The sequence below is a fragment of the Salegentibacter maritimus genome (assembly GCF_016236975.1).
Taxonomy (GTDB): Bacteria; Bacteroidota; Bacteroidia; order Flavobacteriales; family Flavobacteriaceae; genus Salegentibacter; species Salegentibacter maritimus.
The window spans coordinates 1-15,548 of sequence record NZ_JAEHNY010000021.1 but is presented as its reverse complement, the minus strand read 5'-3'; the positions used below and the strand labels follow the sequence as shown (position 1 = coordinate 15,548).

Sequence of the window (15,548 nt, the reverse complement as noted above, 5' to 3'; positions counted from 1 at the left end):
GAACCACTCGGCTATGCGATTGGATATCCTCTATTTTTTGGGTTATGATGTGGATGAAGGACTGCTCTGGCACAGTACCATCAGCCGTACCCGCCAGCTTTTCCCTGAAGATATTTTCGAGGAAGTCTTTACCAAAGTTTTAAAACTGTGTATTGAAGCAGGATTGGTGAGCGGGCATACCCAAGCAATTGATTCGGCCCCTATAAAGGCCAATGCTTCTATGGACAGCCTGGAGATTAAGGTTCCGGCAGAAGATCTGGAGGAGCATCTTTCCAAAGTGCGGGTACAAAGTAGCAGAGATCGAAAAGCAAAAGGCAACAAAGCTACTGAAGAACAGCAAAAAATTACCGCCAGTAAAAAGGAGCTTCAGGAAATAAAGAGCCGTAACAAAAAATGGAGTCAGGACCAGGACATGCGCCCCGGTGCCAAAAATAAAGGCAGCAGGTACACAAGCAACAAAACACATTACAGCCCAACAGATCCCGATGCCCGGATAAGTGTCAAACCCGGCAAGGCCAGAAAACTGAACTACCTGTGCAACCTGGCAGTAGATGTTGAAGCACACGTCATTACTGATGTTCGAGCTTATCACGCAGATAAAAAAGATACTAAATACCTGCAGGACACGGCTACAAGGCTCAACAGGCGCCTGCGCCGGGAAGGCTTGATCTGGGAGAATGTATTGGCAGATGCTGGTTATAGTAGCGGTGAGAATTATGCATACTTCGAAAGGAAAGGCCTCACCACTTATATCCCTCCGCACGGAACTTATAAAGGCGGACCTGAAGGATTTGAGTATATCAAAGAAGGTAATTACTGGCTGTGTCCACAGGGAAAGAAGGTCACCTTCAGAAAGCAGAAGATGGAAAATGGCAATCTAAAGGACAATTATTTTACCACACGGGCTGATTGTAAAGGCTGTCCCATAAAGCAGGCCTGCATCGGCAAGAGCCATGAGAAACGGATCAACATCACGGCCTACCGCGAGGAATACGAAAGGAATATTGAACGGGTAAAGAGCAGGCGTGGCCGCTACATGAAAGGCAAACGTCAAAGCACTGTAGAACCTGTTTTTGGAACCCTCAAAGAATTTTTGGGGCTACGGAAAATAAATACTATTGGAATCAAACAGGCCAATAAGTGCATGCACCTGGCCGCCATTGCTTATAACCTAAAGAAATACCTGAAATTCACCCATAAAAGAGTGAAATCCGGGGCAGGACTGCTTACTTTGCTGTTTTCACCAAAAACCCTGTTACAGGAAGTCCACAGTTCAATTTTACGGAACCTGAATTTTGTTAACACATAAACTCATCTATAAAAGAAAACCGTTTAAAGTGGCTTATTTGTATAGGACATTCAAAAAATTATCGGCTTGTGCAACGGTTACCAATGTTCTCTGCTGGCTTTTTTCATTCCGTTAGTTTTCAGCTTTGGCTTGCGAGCTCTTTGACACCGCAGGAACGAGGATGGCAATGTGCTTGCAAATGCGTTCGTTATAACCTTGGGTCAACTTCCTCACTTTCCAAAGCTAAAACTCCAAATACACTTTCGTGGATTCGCCTTAAAGGTTCTTTCCTTACAAATCTTTCTAAACCTTCAACTCCTAATGCGAATTCTCTTAAAGCTAATGACCGCTTTTTAGAAAGCCCTCTGTTTTTTAGTCTCTCCATATTTTCAGGTGTATCATATTCTGCTCCGTAAATGATTCTTAAATACTCACTTCCTCTACATTTTACAGCAGGTTGTAAAAGTCCTTCTTTCCCGAAGCTCACAAAATCATAAGGTTTCACTACCATTCCTTCTCCACCTTTTTCGGTCAATTCTGTCCACCATTTTATAACATTATTTACACTTTCTTCACTTTGAGTTTCTACGATTTTATATGGTGTGATTCTAAAAATCTTCTCATCTGCAAGACATATTTCTTTGATGTTTTCCATATGCCATTCGTGATTCTTATCTACGTGGACTTCGCCTTCGGTTGCTAAAATGTGAAATGGTGCAAGTTTAAAATCTTCAATGTCTGCAACTTCCCAACAATAATTTCTATATGAATCAATAAATTTATCTATTGACTTACGCTTGTTACTGAATTTGTTAAGCAGAGTGTTAATTCCCTCGATATTTCTTTTAGCGGATTGCTGTAAGACTTGCTCAACTTCTGTTAAAGCATTTTTAGCAGATGTTCCAACTGCTGCATATTGTTCTTTTAACAACGCTTGTGCTTTTGCCGACCAAGGCATTAATTCTGCATCTAAACAAACCCAATCTGTCTTGTGTTTTTCCCAAAAGTTTGATTTGGTTAGGGCATTTTGAACCCTTCCCAAAAACTCTTGTTCGATTTTCTCATTATTAAAAAAGTTTCGTCCAGTGCGAGTGTAACAAATTCCAACACCTTCATTTTCAATACCGAATCGTTTTAAAACTGTTTGCTCATCTTTACAGACTACCAGAACAGCACGAGAACCCATATGCTTTTCTTCGCAAACTATCTTTTCTATATTTCTCTTTTTATAATAATTGATAGCTTGTTGCGGATGTTCCAAATAGTTTGGCAGCTCACTTGTTCCACAAGGCGACATTGTTGGTGGTAAATAAATCAACCATTTTGGATTGATAGCAAAACGACTCATTACTTCTAAAGCAGCAATGGAATTTTCCTCTCTAATAGTTAGGTTGTTTCGTAATCGAGTTTGCACAATTCGCTTGCCAATAACATCATCAATATTGAGCAAATCATCATATTCTTGTTGGTGACTTAAATTAGAATCTGATTCGGTTACCAACGGTTTTACAGGCTCGCAATAAACCTTCTTAGCCTTTACTGAAACCAACTCTTCTTCGGGATAACGCAACGCTGTCAATTCACCACCAAAAACACAACCTGTGTCAATGTCAATGGTTTTATTTAACCATTCAGCTTTTGGAACAGGCGTATGTCCATAAACAACTTTTGCTTTTCCTCTGTACTCGGAAGCCCAATTGTAGCGGACAGGCAATCCAAACTCGTCAATTTCTCCTGTAGTTTCTCCATATAGACAGAAAGAACGAACTGCACCAGAACCACGACCTTGCATTTCTTCTTTGATTCCTGCGTGTGCAACAGCCAACTTGCCATTGTCTAAAATGTAGTGAGAAATTAGACTATAGAGAAACTCCCTCACGTCTTCTTTGAACGCATCAGATTCATTTTCCAATTGCTCCATTGTTTCAGCCAAACCGTGTTTTAACTGAACATTTTTCCCATTAAGTTTCTTTTGAAGTTTTAAATCGTGGTTTCCAGGAACACATAATGCAACTCCACTTCTTACCATACTCATCGCCAACTTCAAGACAGAAGGCGAATTTGGGCCTCTATCTACTAAATCTCCAATAAAAATGACTTGTCTGTTTTCAGGATGTGTTACTTCAATGCCGTAATTAGTTCCGTTGTCCTCTACAGAAGAAATCTTATAGTTTAGTTTTTCAAGAAGTTCAATTGTTTCATCATAACATCCGTGTATGTCACCAATAATATCAAATGGTCCGTGTAGGTCTTTTTTGTCATTATAAAGTTTTTCATGTGTAATTCCAGATATTTCTGCGATTTCTTCTTCTGATTTTAAGACATAAATTTTTCTAAACCCTTCTCTTTTTAGTCCTTTGATAGACCGTTTGAGTTGTTTTTTTTGCTGGCGAATAACGTGTCCACCAAAATTCCTATCTTCACGATTTTCGTTTCTATCTTCACAAATTCTTTGCGGCAAATCCAATACAATAGCAACAGGCAGAGTATGATACTCTCTTGCTAAATTGATAAGCTTCTTCCTTGATTCTTTTTGAACATTGGTAGCATCTACAACAGTCAGAAGTCCATTTTTAAGACGCTTTGCAATGATAAAATTCAACAAATCGAATGCATCGCCTGTAGCAGCTTGATTGTTTTCATCGTTTGACACGATTCCTCTGCAAACATCAGAAGAAACAACTTCGTGCTTGTCAAAATATTTGTTTGCAAATGTGCTTTTCCCAGAACCTGACGCACCAATTAGCAAAATCAACGATAGTTCAGGTACTTTAATTTCCATATTCAAATATTGCCATTTGTGAAGGTGCTCCAACTTTTTCGTCAACTTCTCCGATTGGTTCGAATTGCACCGAATAATTATTATTTTCTGCGACTTGATTTGCCCAGTTTTCAAATTCTTTTCTTGTCCACTCAAATCTATGGTCAGTATGTCGCATAGTTCCAGCCTCTAAATTTTCATACATTACATTGTATTCTCCGTTTGGTGTGGTCAGAACTACATTTTTTGGTTTAGCAAACTCAAAGACTACACGTTCAAAAGATTTTAATCTGTTTTCGTCCATATGTTCAATGACTTCAACGATTGCAGCGGCATCATAGCCTTCTAATCTTTTGTCTTTATAAGTTAAAGCACCTTGGAACAAATCAATTCGTTCTTTTTGTCTTGGTGCCATTTCATCCCAATGTAGTCGTTCTTTACACTTGGTTAACTCGGAATAGGAAATGTCCATTCCTGTAATGTTCTGAAATTGCTTTTCCTTTAACATCATTCGTATTAATTTCCCTTCGCCACAACCCAAGTCGATTACTTTTTTAGCCCCAGAATCTTTTAGTTTTTCTAAAACCAACTTCAGACGTTGTTGATGTAAGGTTTCCTTTTTCTCCAATAGCTCAACAGGAAGTTCATCTTCATTTTCTTCTTCTTCAATTCCTTCGTTCAAGCGTTCCAATGCTTGTCGAGAAAGTGAATTGAGATTGATTAAATACCTTCTGGTGATTTGTTCTTTTTCGGGATGGTTTTCCAACCAGCCTTTTCCTTTTTTTAAAAGTTTGTCAATTTCATTTTGACTCACGAAATAGTGTTTGTCGTTATCCAATGCAGGAATTAAGACATATAAATGTGAGAGTAAATCTTTTAATTTGAGTTCGTTTGAAAGTGAAACCGTGTAATATTTACTATCTCCCCAATTTTCAAACTTTTCATCCAATTGATGTCGCTCTGCAACTATTATATAACCTAAAGGCTCAAACAGTTTTCGAATGAGTAGTTCTCCACCTTTCGGTGCTGGTAGCACAGAAATTTTTACCTCAAAAGGCATTTTAATATCAACTAATTCAGGTTTGTTCTTGCACTTCCCATTCATTGCAGTTGAGAATGCTTTTGAAAGAGCCACACTCATAAACGAAGAAGCTACATAAGGTCGGTCATTTACATATTGTCCAAGTGAAAAACCTTTACCCGAAAGATTTCTTACTCCTCGAACCATATCAATTGAATCTATGTCAAGAAGTAATGCAACTGTTGTTTTTTCTGAACTGCTTTCAGGGTAGAAAATATGTGCTTTTCCAACTGCCAAATCAACAGTCTGTAATTTGTCAGGATGTTTGTGTAGCAAAAAACCTAAGTCAGTTGCGTTTTTATATGTCGTTGTTATCGTTAGTAACATTTATTCATTTTTATTTTTAGCGTTGGCAAAAAAGCAATGTGTGCGTTAGCACTCTTTGCTTTGTGCGGTTGGCTTTTCAGCTTGCAGAGAACGATTTGGCTATGGTTTCGTTGCGTGAAAATCTGCGAGGATTTTCCGCCGAAAACCGAAGATAGCAAATTTGCTTCTGACTTTCCAGGAGGAAAGTCAGAAGCAATGAACTATAGCCGGTGTTACCCAACGTTTTTTATTCTATTTTCTTTATATAGTCCTTTACCAAGTCGTTATAACATTCCATTGAGGTGAACTGCGTACAACTTTTTTCGACAAGTTTTATCGAATGTATTTCTCTTAATCTTTGCTCAAACTCCAAGTCAGAATTATATGGTTCCAGAAAATATTTGAGTTGTCCATTTATTAAGTCATCCTCAAATCGTTTTTTGATTTTCTCACAAGATTCATATTCAAAATATTCATAATATTCAGATATACCTTTATTGCATTGGATTCTGTCATAATTGTCTTTTGCCAAACGAAGGTTAAAGAACATTGAGATACAAAAAAAGATGATTGCAAATATTAGAATGACGTTAAAAGCTTTTTTGAATTTTACTATAATCAAATAGAAAACAAAGCATGCAATTCCTAAATATAAAAAGAATTTCCCAAAAGTTAAATCCTGAATAACGCTTAAAGTCTCGTCCCGACATTTGGTATTTATTATTAAAAGAAAAGCATCAATTAGAAATAATATTATAGAAATTATTTTAAATTTTAACTGCATTTCTCAAATGTTGGGTAACGGCAGTCTGTCTCAAAACTACCTGTATTTTCATTAAAAATAGGTGTAATCTGGTTTTAATCCAAAATTTAGTGTTATCAGGTTTTTTATCTTCTAAATTACCTGCATTGGGTTTTGAGGCTTGATATAGACTAAGAACAGGGTTTTGGTGCCAATAATAGCTTTTTGAAGGAGTTCTTTAAGGCCAATATCTGTATTGATTAAACGTTTTAAATTATAGGCCAATGCCATAAGCCCCAGATCTGCCGAGGCTACTTTCATTCCTTTCTTGGTTATGATATGGTCAAAGCCCCATTGCCGTTTAATAGTTCCATAAGGATGTTCAACCAGGGCCTGTCTTTTCTTATAAAGCTGCTCACTTTTTGTTACACGCCTGGCATTGGCCTGAATATTCTCTGTAAATTCCGTTCGCTGGATGACTTTCCCGTTGATTTTGGAGGTGGTACATTTGTGCCTAACAGGGCATTTTTTGCAGGCTTTGGTTTTATATTGTTTAAAGGTATAGTTACGGGCTTTGTAATGGGATTGATTGGAGGTTAGGTTGTTTCCCTGTGGACAGGTGTAAGTGTCGTTTGTTTCGTTATAGCTAAAGTTTTCTGCATTGTACCTAGGATCGGGCGCCTGGCTTTTTCTGCCGATGCCAGGAATGGCCACCAGGGTTTTTATGCCTAAGGTGTCGGCTATACAAAATTCACTTCCGGTGTGGTAACCTTTATCGTATAGTGCGGTAAAACTAGTATTTCGCAATATGGATTTTGCCCGTCTTAGCATCATTCCCATAGCTTTTTTATCATTTTGATTGGTCAGTTTATAATAGATCAGGAATTTATGTTTGGCATCTACAGTGGTTTGTGCTGTGTAGCAAACCTCGGTAATGGTACCTCGTACAATTTGATGCCGACTATCGGGATCTGAAGTGGATAGCTGTGGGTTCTCCGAAGATTTATCTGATTTCAGCTGTTCTTGTATAGCCTGATACTTCTTCTTTTGTTCTTTACGTCCCTCAATTTGTTTTGTGAGCTCCTGCTGCTGGTCTCCATCGGCTTTGGCCATTTCCTTTTGGTGTTCTTCCAGTTTGTTATCGATATACTCCAGGTGGCGCTGAACTTTCTTTTTATTGTAATTGTTCTTTTTGCTGTTCTGGACCCTTAGCTTGGTAGAATCCCCGGCAATAAGTTTTCCGCCAATGAGGTTAAAGTTACGTGCCAGGGCCACACTTTGACGGAATACCTTTCGAATGGCCTTTGGGTTTTCCTTTCTAAACCTGGCTATGGTGTTATGGTCGGGTTTGAGGTTTTTTAAAAGCCAAATGACTTCCAGGTTTCGCTTGCATTCTTTTTCCAATCGCCTGGAAGAGCGCATTTGATTCATATACCCATAGATAAATAATTTGAGAAGGTCGCCGGGATGGTATGGTGGTCGTCCTTGAGTGGCTATGGTTTGAAAACCCATTTCCCGAAGGTCCAGGAGATTTACAAATTGATCGATGAGTCGTACGCTATTGTCCCGGGGAACTATATCATCCAAACAAGTGGTGTAAAGGCTAAGTTGTTCCCGGTCTTGTCCCTGTTGGTATTCCATAACCTAAAAATACAGAATTCTTAGGTTTTGAGACAGTCTGACGGTCTCGGCTATGATTTCGTTGCGGAAAAATCCGCAGGATTCTTTCCGCCGTAGCAGAAAGATAGCAAAATTGTGGTGAATTCCGATAAGGAATTCAACCGCAATGAATTATAGCCATTGTTGTAACCAGTTATTTTTAGTTCAAATTATTCTTAAATTCCTGAATTTCGGACATATAAATCTCATTTAAAAATTCGTTGTAAACATCATCTCGTTTGTAATGCATATTATTTTCCGCTTTCAATATGCTCTCTTTTGCTTTTTCGATTTGTCCAAGTTTTTGGTAAGCTTTTGCCATTCCAAAAAAGGATTCAGGTACATATTCCGATTGCTTTAATGCTCGTTGAAATTCGCTAATCGCCTTTTCATAGTTTCCAAGTTCAAATTCGCAAAGTCCCAAATACACAAAAGAATGAATATCAGCCCAATCTTCCTTTTGGTTTTTTATACTACGATTTAACAAGTCAATTGTCTTTTGGTAGTCTTTTTTACCATAATAGCATTCTGCTCTCAAAAAGTCGATGTCTTCTCCCCAAGGTGCATCTACAAAATTTGGTGTCAAACTGTCAAGTCGGTCAAAATCTTCGAGAGCTTTGTCAAAGTCTCGCATTTTTCTTAATCTTATCCAACCTCTGTAGCCTAAATGTAATTTTGGGTCGAGTTCTACTGCTTTATTTAAATATTTGAATCCATTTTCAAAATCTCCAGCTTTGTTTAAATGAACAGAGTATTCCATATATTCATTACTGTCTTGCGATTCAAAATTTTCAATTCGTTGGGATAATTCTTTAGATTTCTCAATTCTATTTTCGTTCCAAAAATAGAGATAGATTCCAAAACCTATTGCAATGACTAAAATAGTACCAACTATGTAACCAAATATTTTAAAAAATTTGTTCAATTCGTCCGTCTTTAATTTTTAACCTGATTAGGTTGTACGTTTTATAATCTTTATCTCTTTTCCAATTCGTTAGTCCTGTGGCAATTTGTTCTAATTTTTTAACTAATTGTCCATTATTAAATTCAGTACTTTTATAATTTTCGTCAATTTGGAATGTTTCAATATCGCAAAGGTTTCCTGTTTTCGAAATATTTAACCTCAATGTTATAAATCCACTTTTTGGTTCAATTTCGGTTTCGGTTAATTGAATTTCTTTGAAAGCTTTTCTCAAAGTTGGATTTTCGCCCTCAATTCGACTGTTAATTTCATAAGCCCAATATGGCAAAGTCTGTTCATCACAATCACTATTTTCCTGCGAAAAAGATTGAAGAGTGAAAAGCAATATTGTTAGGGCGAGAATTTTTTTCATAATTGGTTACAACGGTCCAGTATAACCGTCAGTTACGGATTTAAAGATATTAATTTTCGATTAAACACAGGTGTTAGCAATTCCGAGTGGATTCGGACTTAGTCGAATCCGCAGTAATTGCGGTTATACATTGTTGGCGTTAGTTTTTATTCAGTTCAAGTTTTAGTTCAGTCAAATGTTTTGCTTCTATTATTTCGGCTTTCCCTTTCAGACTTCCGATTTGTAATTTGATAGGTTCAAGTTCTTTATTGTGAACGTAAAACCTAAATTATTTTTGGTATTCAAATTCTTTGGGTTTGTCAAATAAAGTTAGTTTTTTGTTGCTGATTTTGTCTTTATCATAATAATCTACAAATCCGTGCTTATATTCAAATCCACGTTTTTTCAGTTCAGATTGGATTTTGTTAAAGAAATATTGATTGTCTTTTATCATTAAGCAATGAGTTCCGAACCTTAAATTCTTTTCATCCAGTTTAAAGTCTAAAGGATTAGGAAAACCCTTTGATGAAATGCAATAAAGTGAATAGATGTTTCCTAGAACTTTTTCAAAAGACTTTTTTATATGGATTTTTTCATACTTAAATTCTCGGTCGATTCCCGGGATTTTAAAAGTTCCAGGCAAGGAATTAATTATTTCGGAAGCTCCTTCGTATCCATCTCCACGTAATTCCTCATCTTCGATTTTCCTAAAGTATTCAATCGTATTTATGTAAACAGTTCCGTTTTCATAAAGGTCTTTGATGTGTTCCTCTTTTCCTATTTTCAGAAACATTTTTATTGTATGTTCCATTTTTTCTCAAATTAACGCCAACGGTCTCGGTTATCGCTAGTTGGCGGAGTAGGGGACGCGGATTTGTCGGCTTAGTATTTGTTTGTTGGTCAAGTTAATTATTTTCTTACTAACGGTGCCGCCTATTGGCGATGAACCGTTGTTGTAGCTAGTTATTCTACGTACAAATTATAATATAAATGATGAATTTCTACGTATTTATAATCATCACCAGGTAAACTATGTTTAGATATTAGATGTGCCTTTTCATGACTTCTAAAATCTGATTGAAAAGATTGATGTGATTTTATTATTTCTTCGGCGTCAGTTAATACTTTGGAAAAGTTCTTTCTTTTGCAAAAATTGACCATTATACCGAAATTTTGCCTCCATGTCAGATAACCTAGTAGCTGATCAATAGTGTCATGGTAAAGCTTTTTACCTTCATAAATCTTACATTCTGCGACTAGGATATTTCCCTTATCGATATTTAAATAAATATCAGATTTTCCTTTATTATTAAAGGTTTCTCCTGTTGCACTTCCTTCGAATATAGAATTAAGATTTGCAAGTATTAAATCCCGAAGATTTGGTTCGTGAAAATTTTGATAAGTAAATGGTGTTTTTTCAAATTGAATACATTGATTATTAATTAATTGAATTATATCAATGACCTTCTCTCTATCCAAAATATAATCTTCATCTGGAGTTCTTGGCTTAATTTTCTTGATGAATGGTTTTTTCTCAACTCGGATTTTCTTTACTAAATCACTATTTTTTCTTGCTAAAGGAATTTTAATCCTATTAACTAAACCAGAAAGTCTTTTCTTATCAGAATCCAATTTAATTTTTCTTTCTTCAATAAACTGAGTTAGATTTTTTTCTAACTTTTTATTCTCTTTATTCATTTCAAAATTTTTAGAATTAATGTGTGATTTTATGCTCTCTTTTCTATTTAAGATTTCCTTTTCTATTTGGTCATCGCTTAGATCAATTCTATAGCCCTTGATTTCTAATTCTATTATCACTAAAGCTCCCTTGATTGTAATATCCGGACTACCTGAAATCGATATAGATTGAGTCCTTAATTTTAGGATTTTATCAGTGTTCCCATTTGGTATGATAGGTAACATGACTATAAGCTTCTCGCATTCAATTTTAAGATCACCGTTGTGTTGATACATTGAATCCCTTTCATAAGATGGAATAGTTTTAATGAACTTATCATGTTTTAAAGTTTCATCCTTATCGGTGTTAAATACAATTGGTTCTAATGTTTCATCAATATAATAAGAAACCAAATCATCAGTTGGTTGAACAATTATATAATCATCATCTTCTGACGCAATTCTTATCTTTAGATTGTCAAATAATTCTTTATAGTATTCTTGAAAGGTTTGATCGGATAATCTATTCATATTTAGGTGAAAATATTGTTTGAATAATTAGCTACAACGGTTTGCGGTTATCGCAAGTCACGGGAGTTGGGATGCGGATTTGTCGGCTTACCGTTTTTCTTTATTGGTTTTCTAAATTACACTTTTTCCGGTATAACCCGTTATTTGCGATGAATCGTTGTTGGCCCCAGTATTTATTTAATCGGATTATCTATTAGAAGATTAGCCATATTATAATATAAGGCGAAAGCAACTACTACTTTATTCATTTCATTTCCGAAATCTTCTTCTTTTAATTTTTTATTCATTGCTCCGGCAATAATTGAAGGAGCTAAATCTCCATACTTAATTTGAGCATTTAAAACCTCTTTGATTGGTTCGTTTAAATAATTACTATTTAGACATTTTAAATAGTCTCCATTTGGATTTAAAACATAAGTAATTAATTCTTTCTGTTCAGGTTCTTCTTCCATTTCCCCAGACAACGAAACAATTGCAATTTCTTCTCCCGAATTGTCTTCCTCATATTTTGTCCATATTTTTTGAAATGTTTTGTTTTCCTTCATTTCCTGGATAATTTCTGCAGTTTTATCATTTGAATAAAACTCTGGTGAGAAATCATAATTTGGAGGAATGGAACCCAAATCTTCAATATAGGACTTGAAGTTTTTATTTGAATTTTTTCGTTTGTAGTGTTCTTCTAATTTTTTCTCAAATAATGAAGTTGCTTCATTAAGAATAATTATATCATTTTCAGTTAAACAATCTGATAATTTGTCGGCATAATTGGATTCTTTTTGAGAAGTACAAGACAATGAAATAATAGTAAAAAATAGAAGTAGAATTTTGTTCATAGTTTTCTGAAATATTGGGGGCAACGGTTTTGGTTAAGGGAAGTAGCGTGTAGGGAAGCGCTAGCTTGTCGGATTAACCAGGTTTAATATAGGCTTCTAAAATATAGAATTTTAGCTAAACTTAAGCTATTTTCTTTAACCGATGTTGTGAACTGGGCCGACACGTTTGAGTAAGCACGAGAGATTTGCCGCTTACCTTTTTAGTTTTTATTCTTTGTCAGTCTTTTTCTTGTGGATTTTTGGGGTTTGAGTAAGCATTTATCTTTTCTAGTTTTCTAGAGCAAGATTGAGAAACTTATTATTTCTTTTTTAATTAACTCTATTTAATTCTAAAATTTTTAGTCCGTCAGAGTGAGCGTTTGTTTTATTTTTTGTTCTCTTTTTTACTAAAATCAATCTTTGAGTTCGCCTTTTTATAAGTCCGCGTAAGAGTGAGTTTTTCTTATTAAAGTTCTCTTTTTCTGTCTGGAGGCCTTGTTTACAACGGTTTTGGTTAAAGGAAGTAGCGAGTAGGGAAGAGCTAGCTTGTCCGTTTAACCAGGATTAATTTAGACTTCTAAAATATAGAATTCATGCTAAACCTAAGCTATTTTCTTTAACCTATGTTGTACCCAGTTATAATTTGTACTTTGTTTTGTTTTTTTCTCCTATTTTTTGAAATAAGTTTAATTCCACTCCTTTTTTAAGGTCTCTACTGGCAGTTGCTCCTGAAATATCTTTGAATATTTCCATATAATCTTTTCGTGTAAACTCTCTTTTATTTAATGAAACAAAATATTCAAGCCTATCTTTTTCTGTAAATGTACGTTGGTTAAAATCTAATAACTCATTTAATGATGTTTCAATCACATCAAGCATATATTCAATAAATGATGTAGAATTTCCTGCTTTGTCACTTTTTGATAAGGCTGCGTAATATTTTTCTTGATCTTTACTTATTAAAGTCTCGAAAGGTATATATTCAAAAATTGGATATTTCTCCATTAAAATTAGGGTTTGCCAAAGCCGTCCCATTCTGCCATTACCATCTAAAAAAGGATGAATGAATTCCATTTCATAATGAAAAACACAACTTTTAATAAGTTCTATTTCTTCTGATTTCTTCAAATAATCAAATAAATCTTTCATTAAAAAAGGGACATTTTGATGTGGCGGAGCAAAGTGTTCTACCTCTGAGCCCTTCATTATGCCAACACCTTGTTTTCTATATTTTCCGGCATCTTCAATTAGATTTTTCATTAAATGTTTATGACATTTTAGAAATGATTTCTCATCAAAGGCATTATAATTTTCCAGGTGTTCATAAATTTCAATTGCATTGAGAACTTCTTTCACATCCTTTTTAGGGCCAATTATTCTTTTATGTTCTAGAAGCGCTGTTATTTGCTCTTCGGTAAGGGTGTTTCCTTCTATTTTTAAAGAGGAATGAATTGTTTTAATCTTATTTTCCTTTCTAAGTTTAGGAGAAGGTTTATTGAGGTAATTGGCATTAATAGCACCAATTTTTTCTGAAATTGAAGTAAGGGATTTTAGAATAGTAGGAGTAATCTCGTATGGTGGTTTCATTTGATACTATCATTTGATATTATCAAAAGTAAGCTCATTTTTTACCAATTGAAAGAAAAATGTTGTTTTTATAATTGGGTACAACGGTCTCGGTTATCGCCAGTTGGCGGAGTAGGGGACGCGGATTTGTCGGCTTAGTATTGGTTTGTTGGTCAAGTTAATTATTTTCTTACTAACGGTGCCGCTTATTGGCGATTAACCGTTGTTAGCCTGCGTTAATTCACGAATAGTGGAATCTAATTTCCTTCTTAACTCTAGAAGTTTAGTTACATTCTTATCCGGGCAATTTTCGAACATTGTATCTTCAAAGGTGAAAACTGCGCCTTCTTTTTGATTTTCTGACCAATCTTTCCATTTATCGGAAGTTGAAAGTTCAATCATAAATCCAAAAATAACTTTGTCAATATCTTCTAATTTTTCTACAATTTTGTCCAATTTGTTATTGTAGTCCTTTTTGATATTGAGGTCGATTACTTTGCTTTTATCCATTATAATTGTAGCCTTCCCTAAAAATGTAGCCTTCCCTAAAAATGTAGCCTTCCCTAAAAATGTAGCCTTCCCCAATTTGTAGCCTTCCCCAATTTAAGACAGGGCTAAATTCAATAAATTTTCATTAATATCATTCGATTCGGGGAAGAATTCTTCCCCGAATCGAGGTTTGTATTCCCTTGGTGATTTATTGCCCAGGGATTGATGCGGATGGTTATTATTGTAATCTTCCATCCATTTATTGCTTAAAGAACGCAATTGATGTAAATCATTAAACCAGTAAGCATCTAATATATCTTCTCTATAAAATCTATTTAAACGTTCTATATACCCGTTTTGCATTGGCTTACCTGGCTGGGTATACCGTATTTCCACACGTTTTCTATTGCACCATTGACTGAATGTTTTAGAGATAAACTCAGGGCCATTATCACAACGGATAGTTTGTGGTAATCCAATTTCTTCTTCTAATTGTTCTAAAGTCTCCACTAGCTTTCTAGCAGGATAGTTCAACCCTGGATCTACAGCCAGTACTTCTCGGTTGCAATCATCAATTATATTTAAGACACGTACCTTTCTGCCATCAGAAAGGACATCTGACATAAAATCCATACTCCAAACCTGATTCAATTGTTCAGGGGTCTCTAAAGGATGTTTTACCCTACCTGTAATGCGCTTTTTATGTTTGCGCCTTAGCTTAAGCTTCATCTGCCGGTATACTCGTAATACCCGTTTCCGGTTCCACTTATGGCCTTCGCGACGTATTCGTTTATAGTATTCATCAAAACCTCTGGTGGGCAACTCAGTGGCCAATTCAGAAAGTTTATCGATTACCTCATAATCGTCTCGCTTAGTCTGATAATACCACATCGAACGGGTTAAACCTACTACATTACAGGCTCGTTTTATGGAGACCTGGTACTCCTTGATCAAATAAACCGCTCTATGCTTCTTGTCGGAAGGCCTTAGAACTTTTTTGACAGTATATCTTTCAGCATTTGGTTATCTAGACTGGCATCGGCATACATCTGCTTGAGCTTGCGATTTTCTTCTTCCAACTCCTTAAGCCGTTTTAGCTCACTAGTTTCCATTCCACCATATTTCTTACGCCAATAATAGATAGTGCTTTTATCAATACCCAGTTCTCGAGCGATATCACCAACAGCTCGGCCTTGTTCGTTTTCTTTCAAGATCTTGATGATCTGACTTTCTGTAAATCTACTTTTTTTCATCGGACAGTTTATCGTTTTTAAAATTAACAATTTCGAATTTTAAACTGTCTTATTTTTAGGGAAGGCTACA

General features: G+C 35.5%; 11 protein-coding genes and 1 pseudogene. 1 reads left to right on the top strand and 11 read right to left on the bottom strand.

Annotated elements, in window-relative coordinates; translation table 11 throughout:
* Positions 1 to 1,309 (top strand): IS1182 family transposase (locus tag I6U50_RS15670; protein WP_232805968.1); only part of this gene is annotated, 1,309 nt, incomplete at its 5' end.
* A gap of 187 nt (positions 1,310 to 1,496) precedes the next feature.
* Here I6U50_RS15670 and I6U50_RS15665 read toward each other — a convergent pair.
* The 11 genes and pseudogenes from I6U50_RS15665 to I6U50_RS15610 form a co-directional block, all read right to left on the bottom strand.
* Positions 1,497 to 4,070 (bottom strand): polynucleotide kinase-phosphatase, encoded by a 2,574-nt coding sequence (locus I6U50_RS15665; protein WP_198639544.1) that lies wholly within the window; start codon positions 4,068 to 4,070, stop codon positions 1,497 to 1,499.
* Complete coding sequence (locus I6U50_RS15660) at positions 4,060 to 5,457, bottom strand: 3' terminal RNA ribose 2'-O-methyltransferase Hen1 (RefSeq protein WP_198639543.1); 1,398 nt, start codon at positions 5,455 to 5,457, stop codon at positions 4,060 to 4,062. Before I6U50_RS15660 ends, I6U50_RS15665 begins: the two co-directional genes overlap by 11 nt.
* A gap of 874 nt (positions 5,458 to 6,331) precedes the next feature.
* On the bottom strand, positions 6,332 to 7,819 hold the full coding sequence (locus I6U50_RS15650) for an IS1182 family transposase (RefSeq protein WP_232805967.1): 1,488 nt from the start codon (positions 7,817 to 7,819) through the stop codon (positions 6,332 to 6,334).
* Positions 7,820 to 7,997: 178 nt separating this feature from the next.
* Entirely contained in the window at positions 7,998 to 8,762 is a 765-nt protein-coding gene (locus I6U50_RS15645) for a tetratricopeptide repeat protein (RefSeq protein ID WP_198639541.1), read from the bottom strand.
* Positions 8,746 to 9,171 carry a hypothetical protein gene (locus I6U50_RS15640; protein WP_198639540.1) on the bottom strand — a complete coding sequence of 142 codons (426 nt, stop codon included), beginning with the start codon at positions 9,169 to 9,171 and terminating at the stop codon, positions 8,746 to 8,748. Before I6U50_RS15640 ends, I6U50_RS15645 begins: the two co-directional genes overlap by 17 nt.
* A gap of 268 nt (positions 9,172 to 9,439) precedes the next feature.
* A complete protein-coding gene (locus I6U50_RS15635; protein WP_198639539.1) occupies positions 9,440 to 9,961 on the bottom strand; it encodes a hypothetical protein in 522 nt (173 codons plus the stop codon).
* Between the two features lie 152 nt (positions 9,962 to 10,113).
* Complete coding sequence (locus tag I6U50_RS15630; protein ID WP_198639538.1) at positions 10,114 to 11,358, bottom strand: hypothetical protein; 1,245 nt, start codon at positions 11,356 to 11,358, stop codon at positions 10,114 to 10,116.
* A gap of 173 nt (positions 11,359 to 11,531) precedes the next feature.
* Positions 11,532 to 12,191 (bottom strand): hypothetical protein, encoded by a 660-nt coding sequence (locus I6U50_RS15625; RefSeq protein WP_198639537.1) that lies wholly within the window; start codon positions 12,189 to 12,191, stop codon positions 11,532 to 11,534.
* A 615-nt stretch (positions 12,192 to 12,806) separates the two neighbouring features.
* Positions 12,807 to 13,757, bottom strand: coding sequence for a Fic family protein (locus I6U50_RS15620; RefSeq protein ID WP_198639536.1), 951 nt, complete (start codon positions 13,755 to 13,757; stop codon positions 12,807 to 12,809).
* A gap of 195 nt (positions 13,758 to 13,952) precedes the next feature.
* Positions 13,953 to 14,246, bottom strand: coding sequence for a hypothetical protein (locus I6U50_RS15615; RefSeq protein ID WP_198639535.1), 294 nt, complete (start codon positions 14,244 to 14,246; stop codon positions 13,953 to 13,955).
* 93 nt (positions 14,247 to 14,339) lie between these two features.
* Positions 14,340 to 15,478 (bottom strand): annotated as a pseudogene (locus I6U50_RS15610) (IS3 family transposase).
* Positions 15,479 to 15,548 lie beyond the last annotated feature (70 nt).

Excerpts from the sequence above, each read along its gene's own strand:
- I6U50_RS15665 (WP_198639544.1), bottom strand. The coding sequence starts at position 4,070 with ATGGAAATTAAAGTACCTGAACTATCGTTGATTTTGCTAATTGGTGCG.
- I6U50_RS15660 (WP_198639543.1), bottom strand. The coding sequence starts at position 5,457 with ATGTTACTAACGATAACAACGACATATAAAAACGCAACTGACTTAGGT.
- I6U50_RS15650 (WP_232805967.1), bottom strand. The coding sequence starts at position 7,819 with ATGGAATACCAACAGGGACAAGACCGGGAACAACTTAGCCTTTACACC.
- I6U50_RS15640 (WP_198639540.1), bottom strand. The coding sequence starts at position 9,171 with ATGAAAAAAATTCTCGCCCTAACAATATTGCTTTTCACTCTTCAATCT.
- I6U50_RS15635 (WP_198639539.1), bottom strand. The coding sequence starts at position 9,961 with ATGGAACATACAATAAAAATGTTTCTGAAAATAGGAAAAGAGGAACAC.
- I6U50_RS15630 (WP_198639538.1), bottom strand. The coding sequence starts at position 11,358 with ATGAATAGATTATCCGATCAAACCTTTCAAGAATACTATAAAGAATTA.
- I6U50_RS15625 (WP_198639537.1), bottom strand. The coding sequence starts at position 12,191 with ATGAACAAAATTCTACTTCTATTTTTTACTATTATTTCATTGTCTTGT.
- I6U50_RS15620 (WP_198639536.1), bottom strand. The coding sequence starts at position 13,757 with ATGAAACCACCATACGAGATTACTCCTACTATTCTAAAATCCCTTACT.
- I6U50_RS15615 (WP_198639535.1), bottom strand. The coding sequence starts at position 14,246 with ATGGATAAAAGCAAAGTAATCGACCTCAATATCAAAAAGGACTACAAT.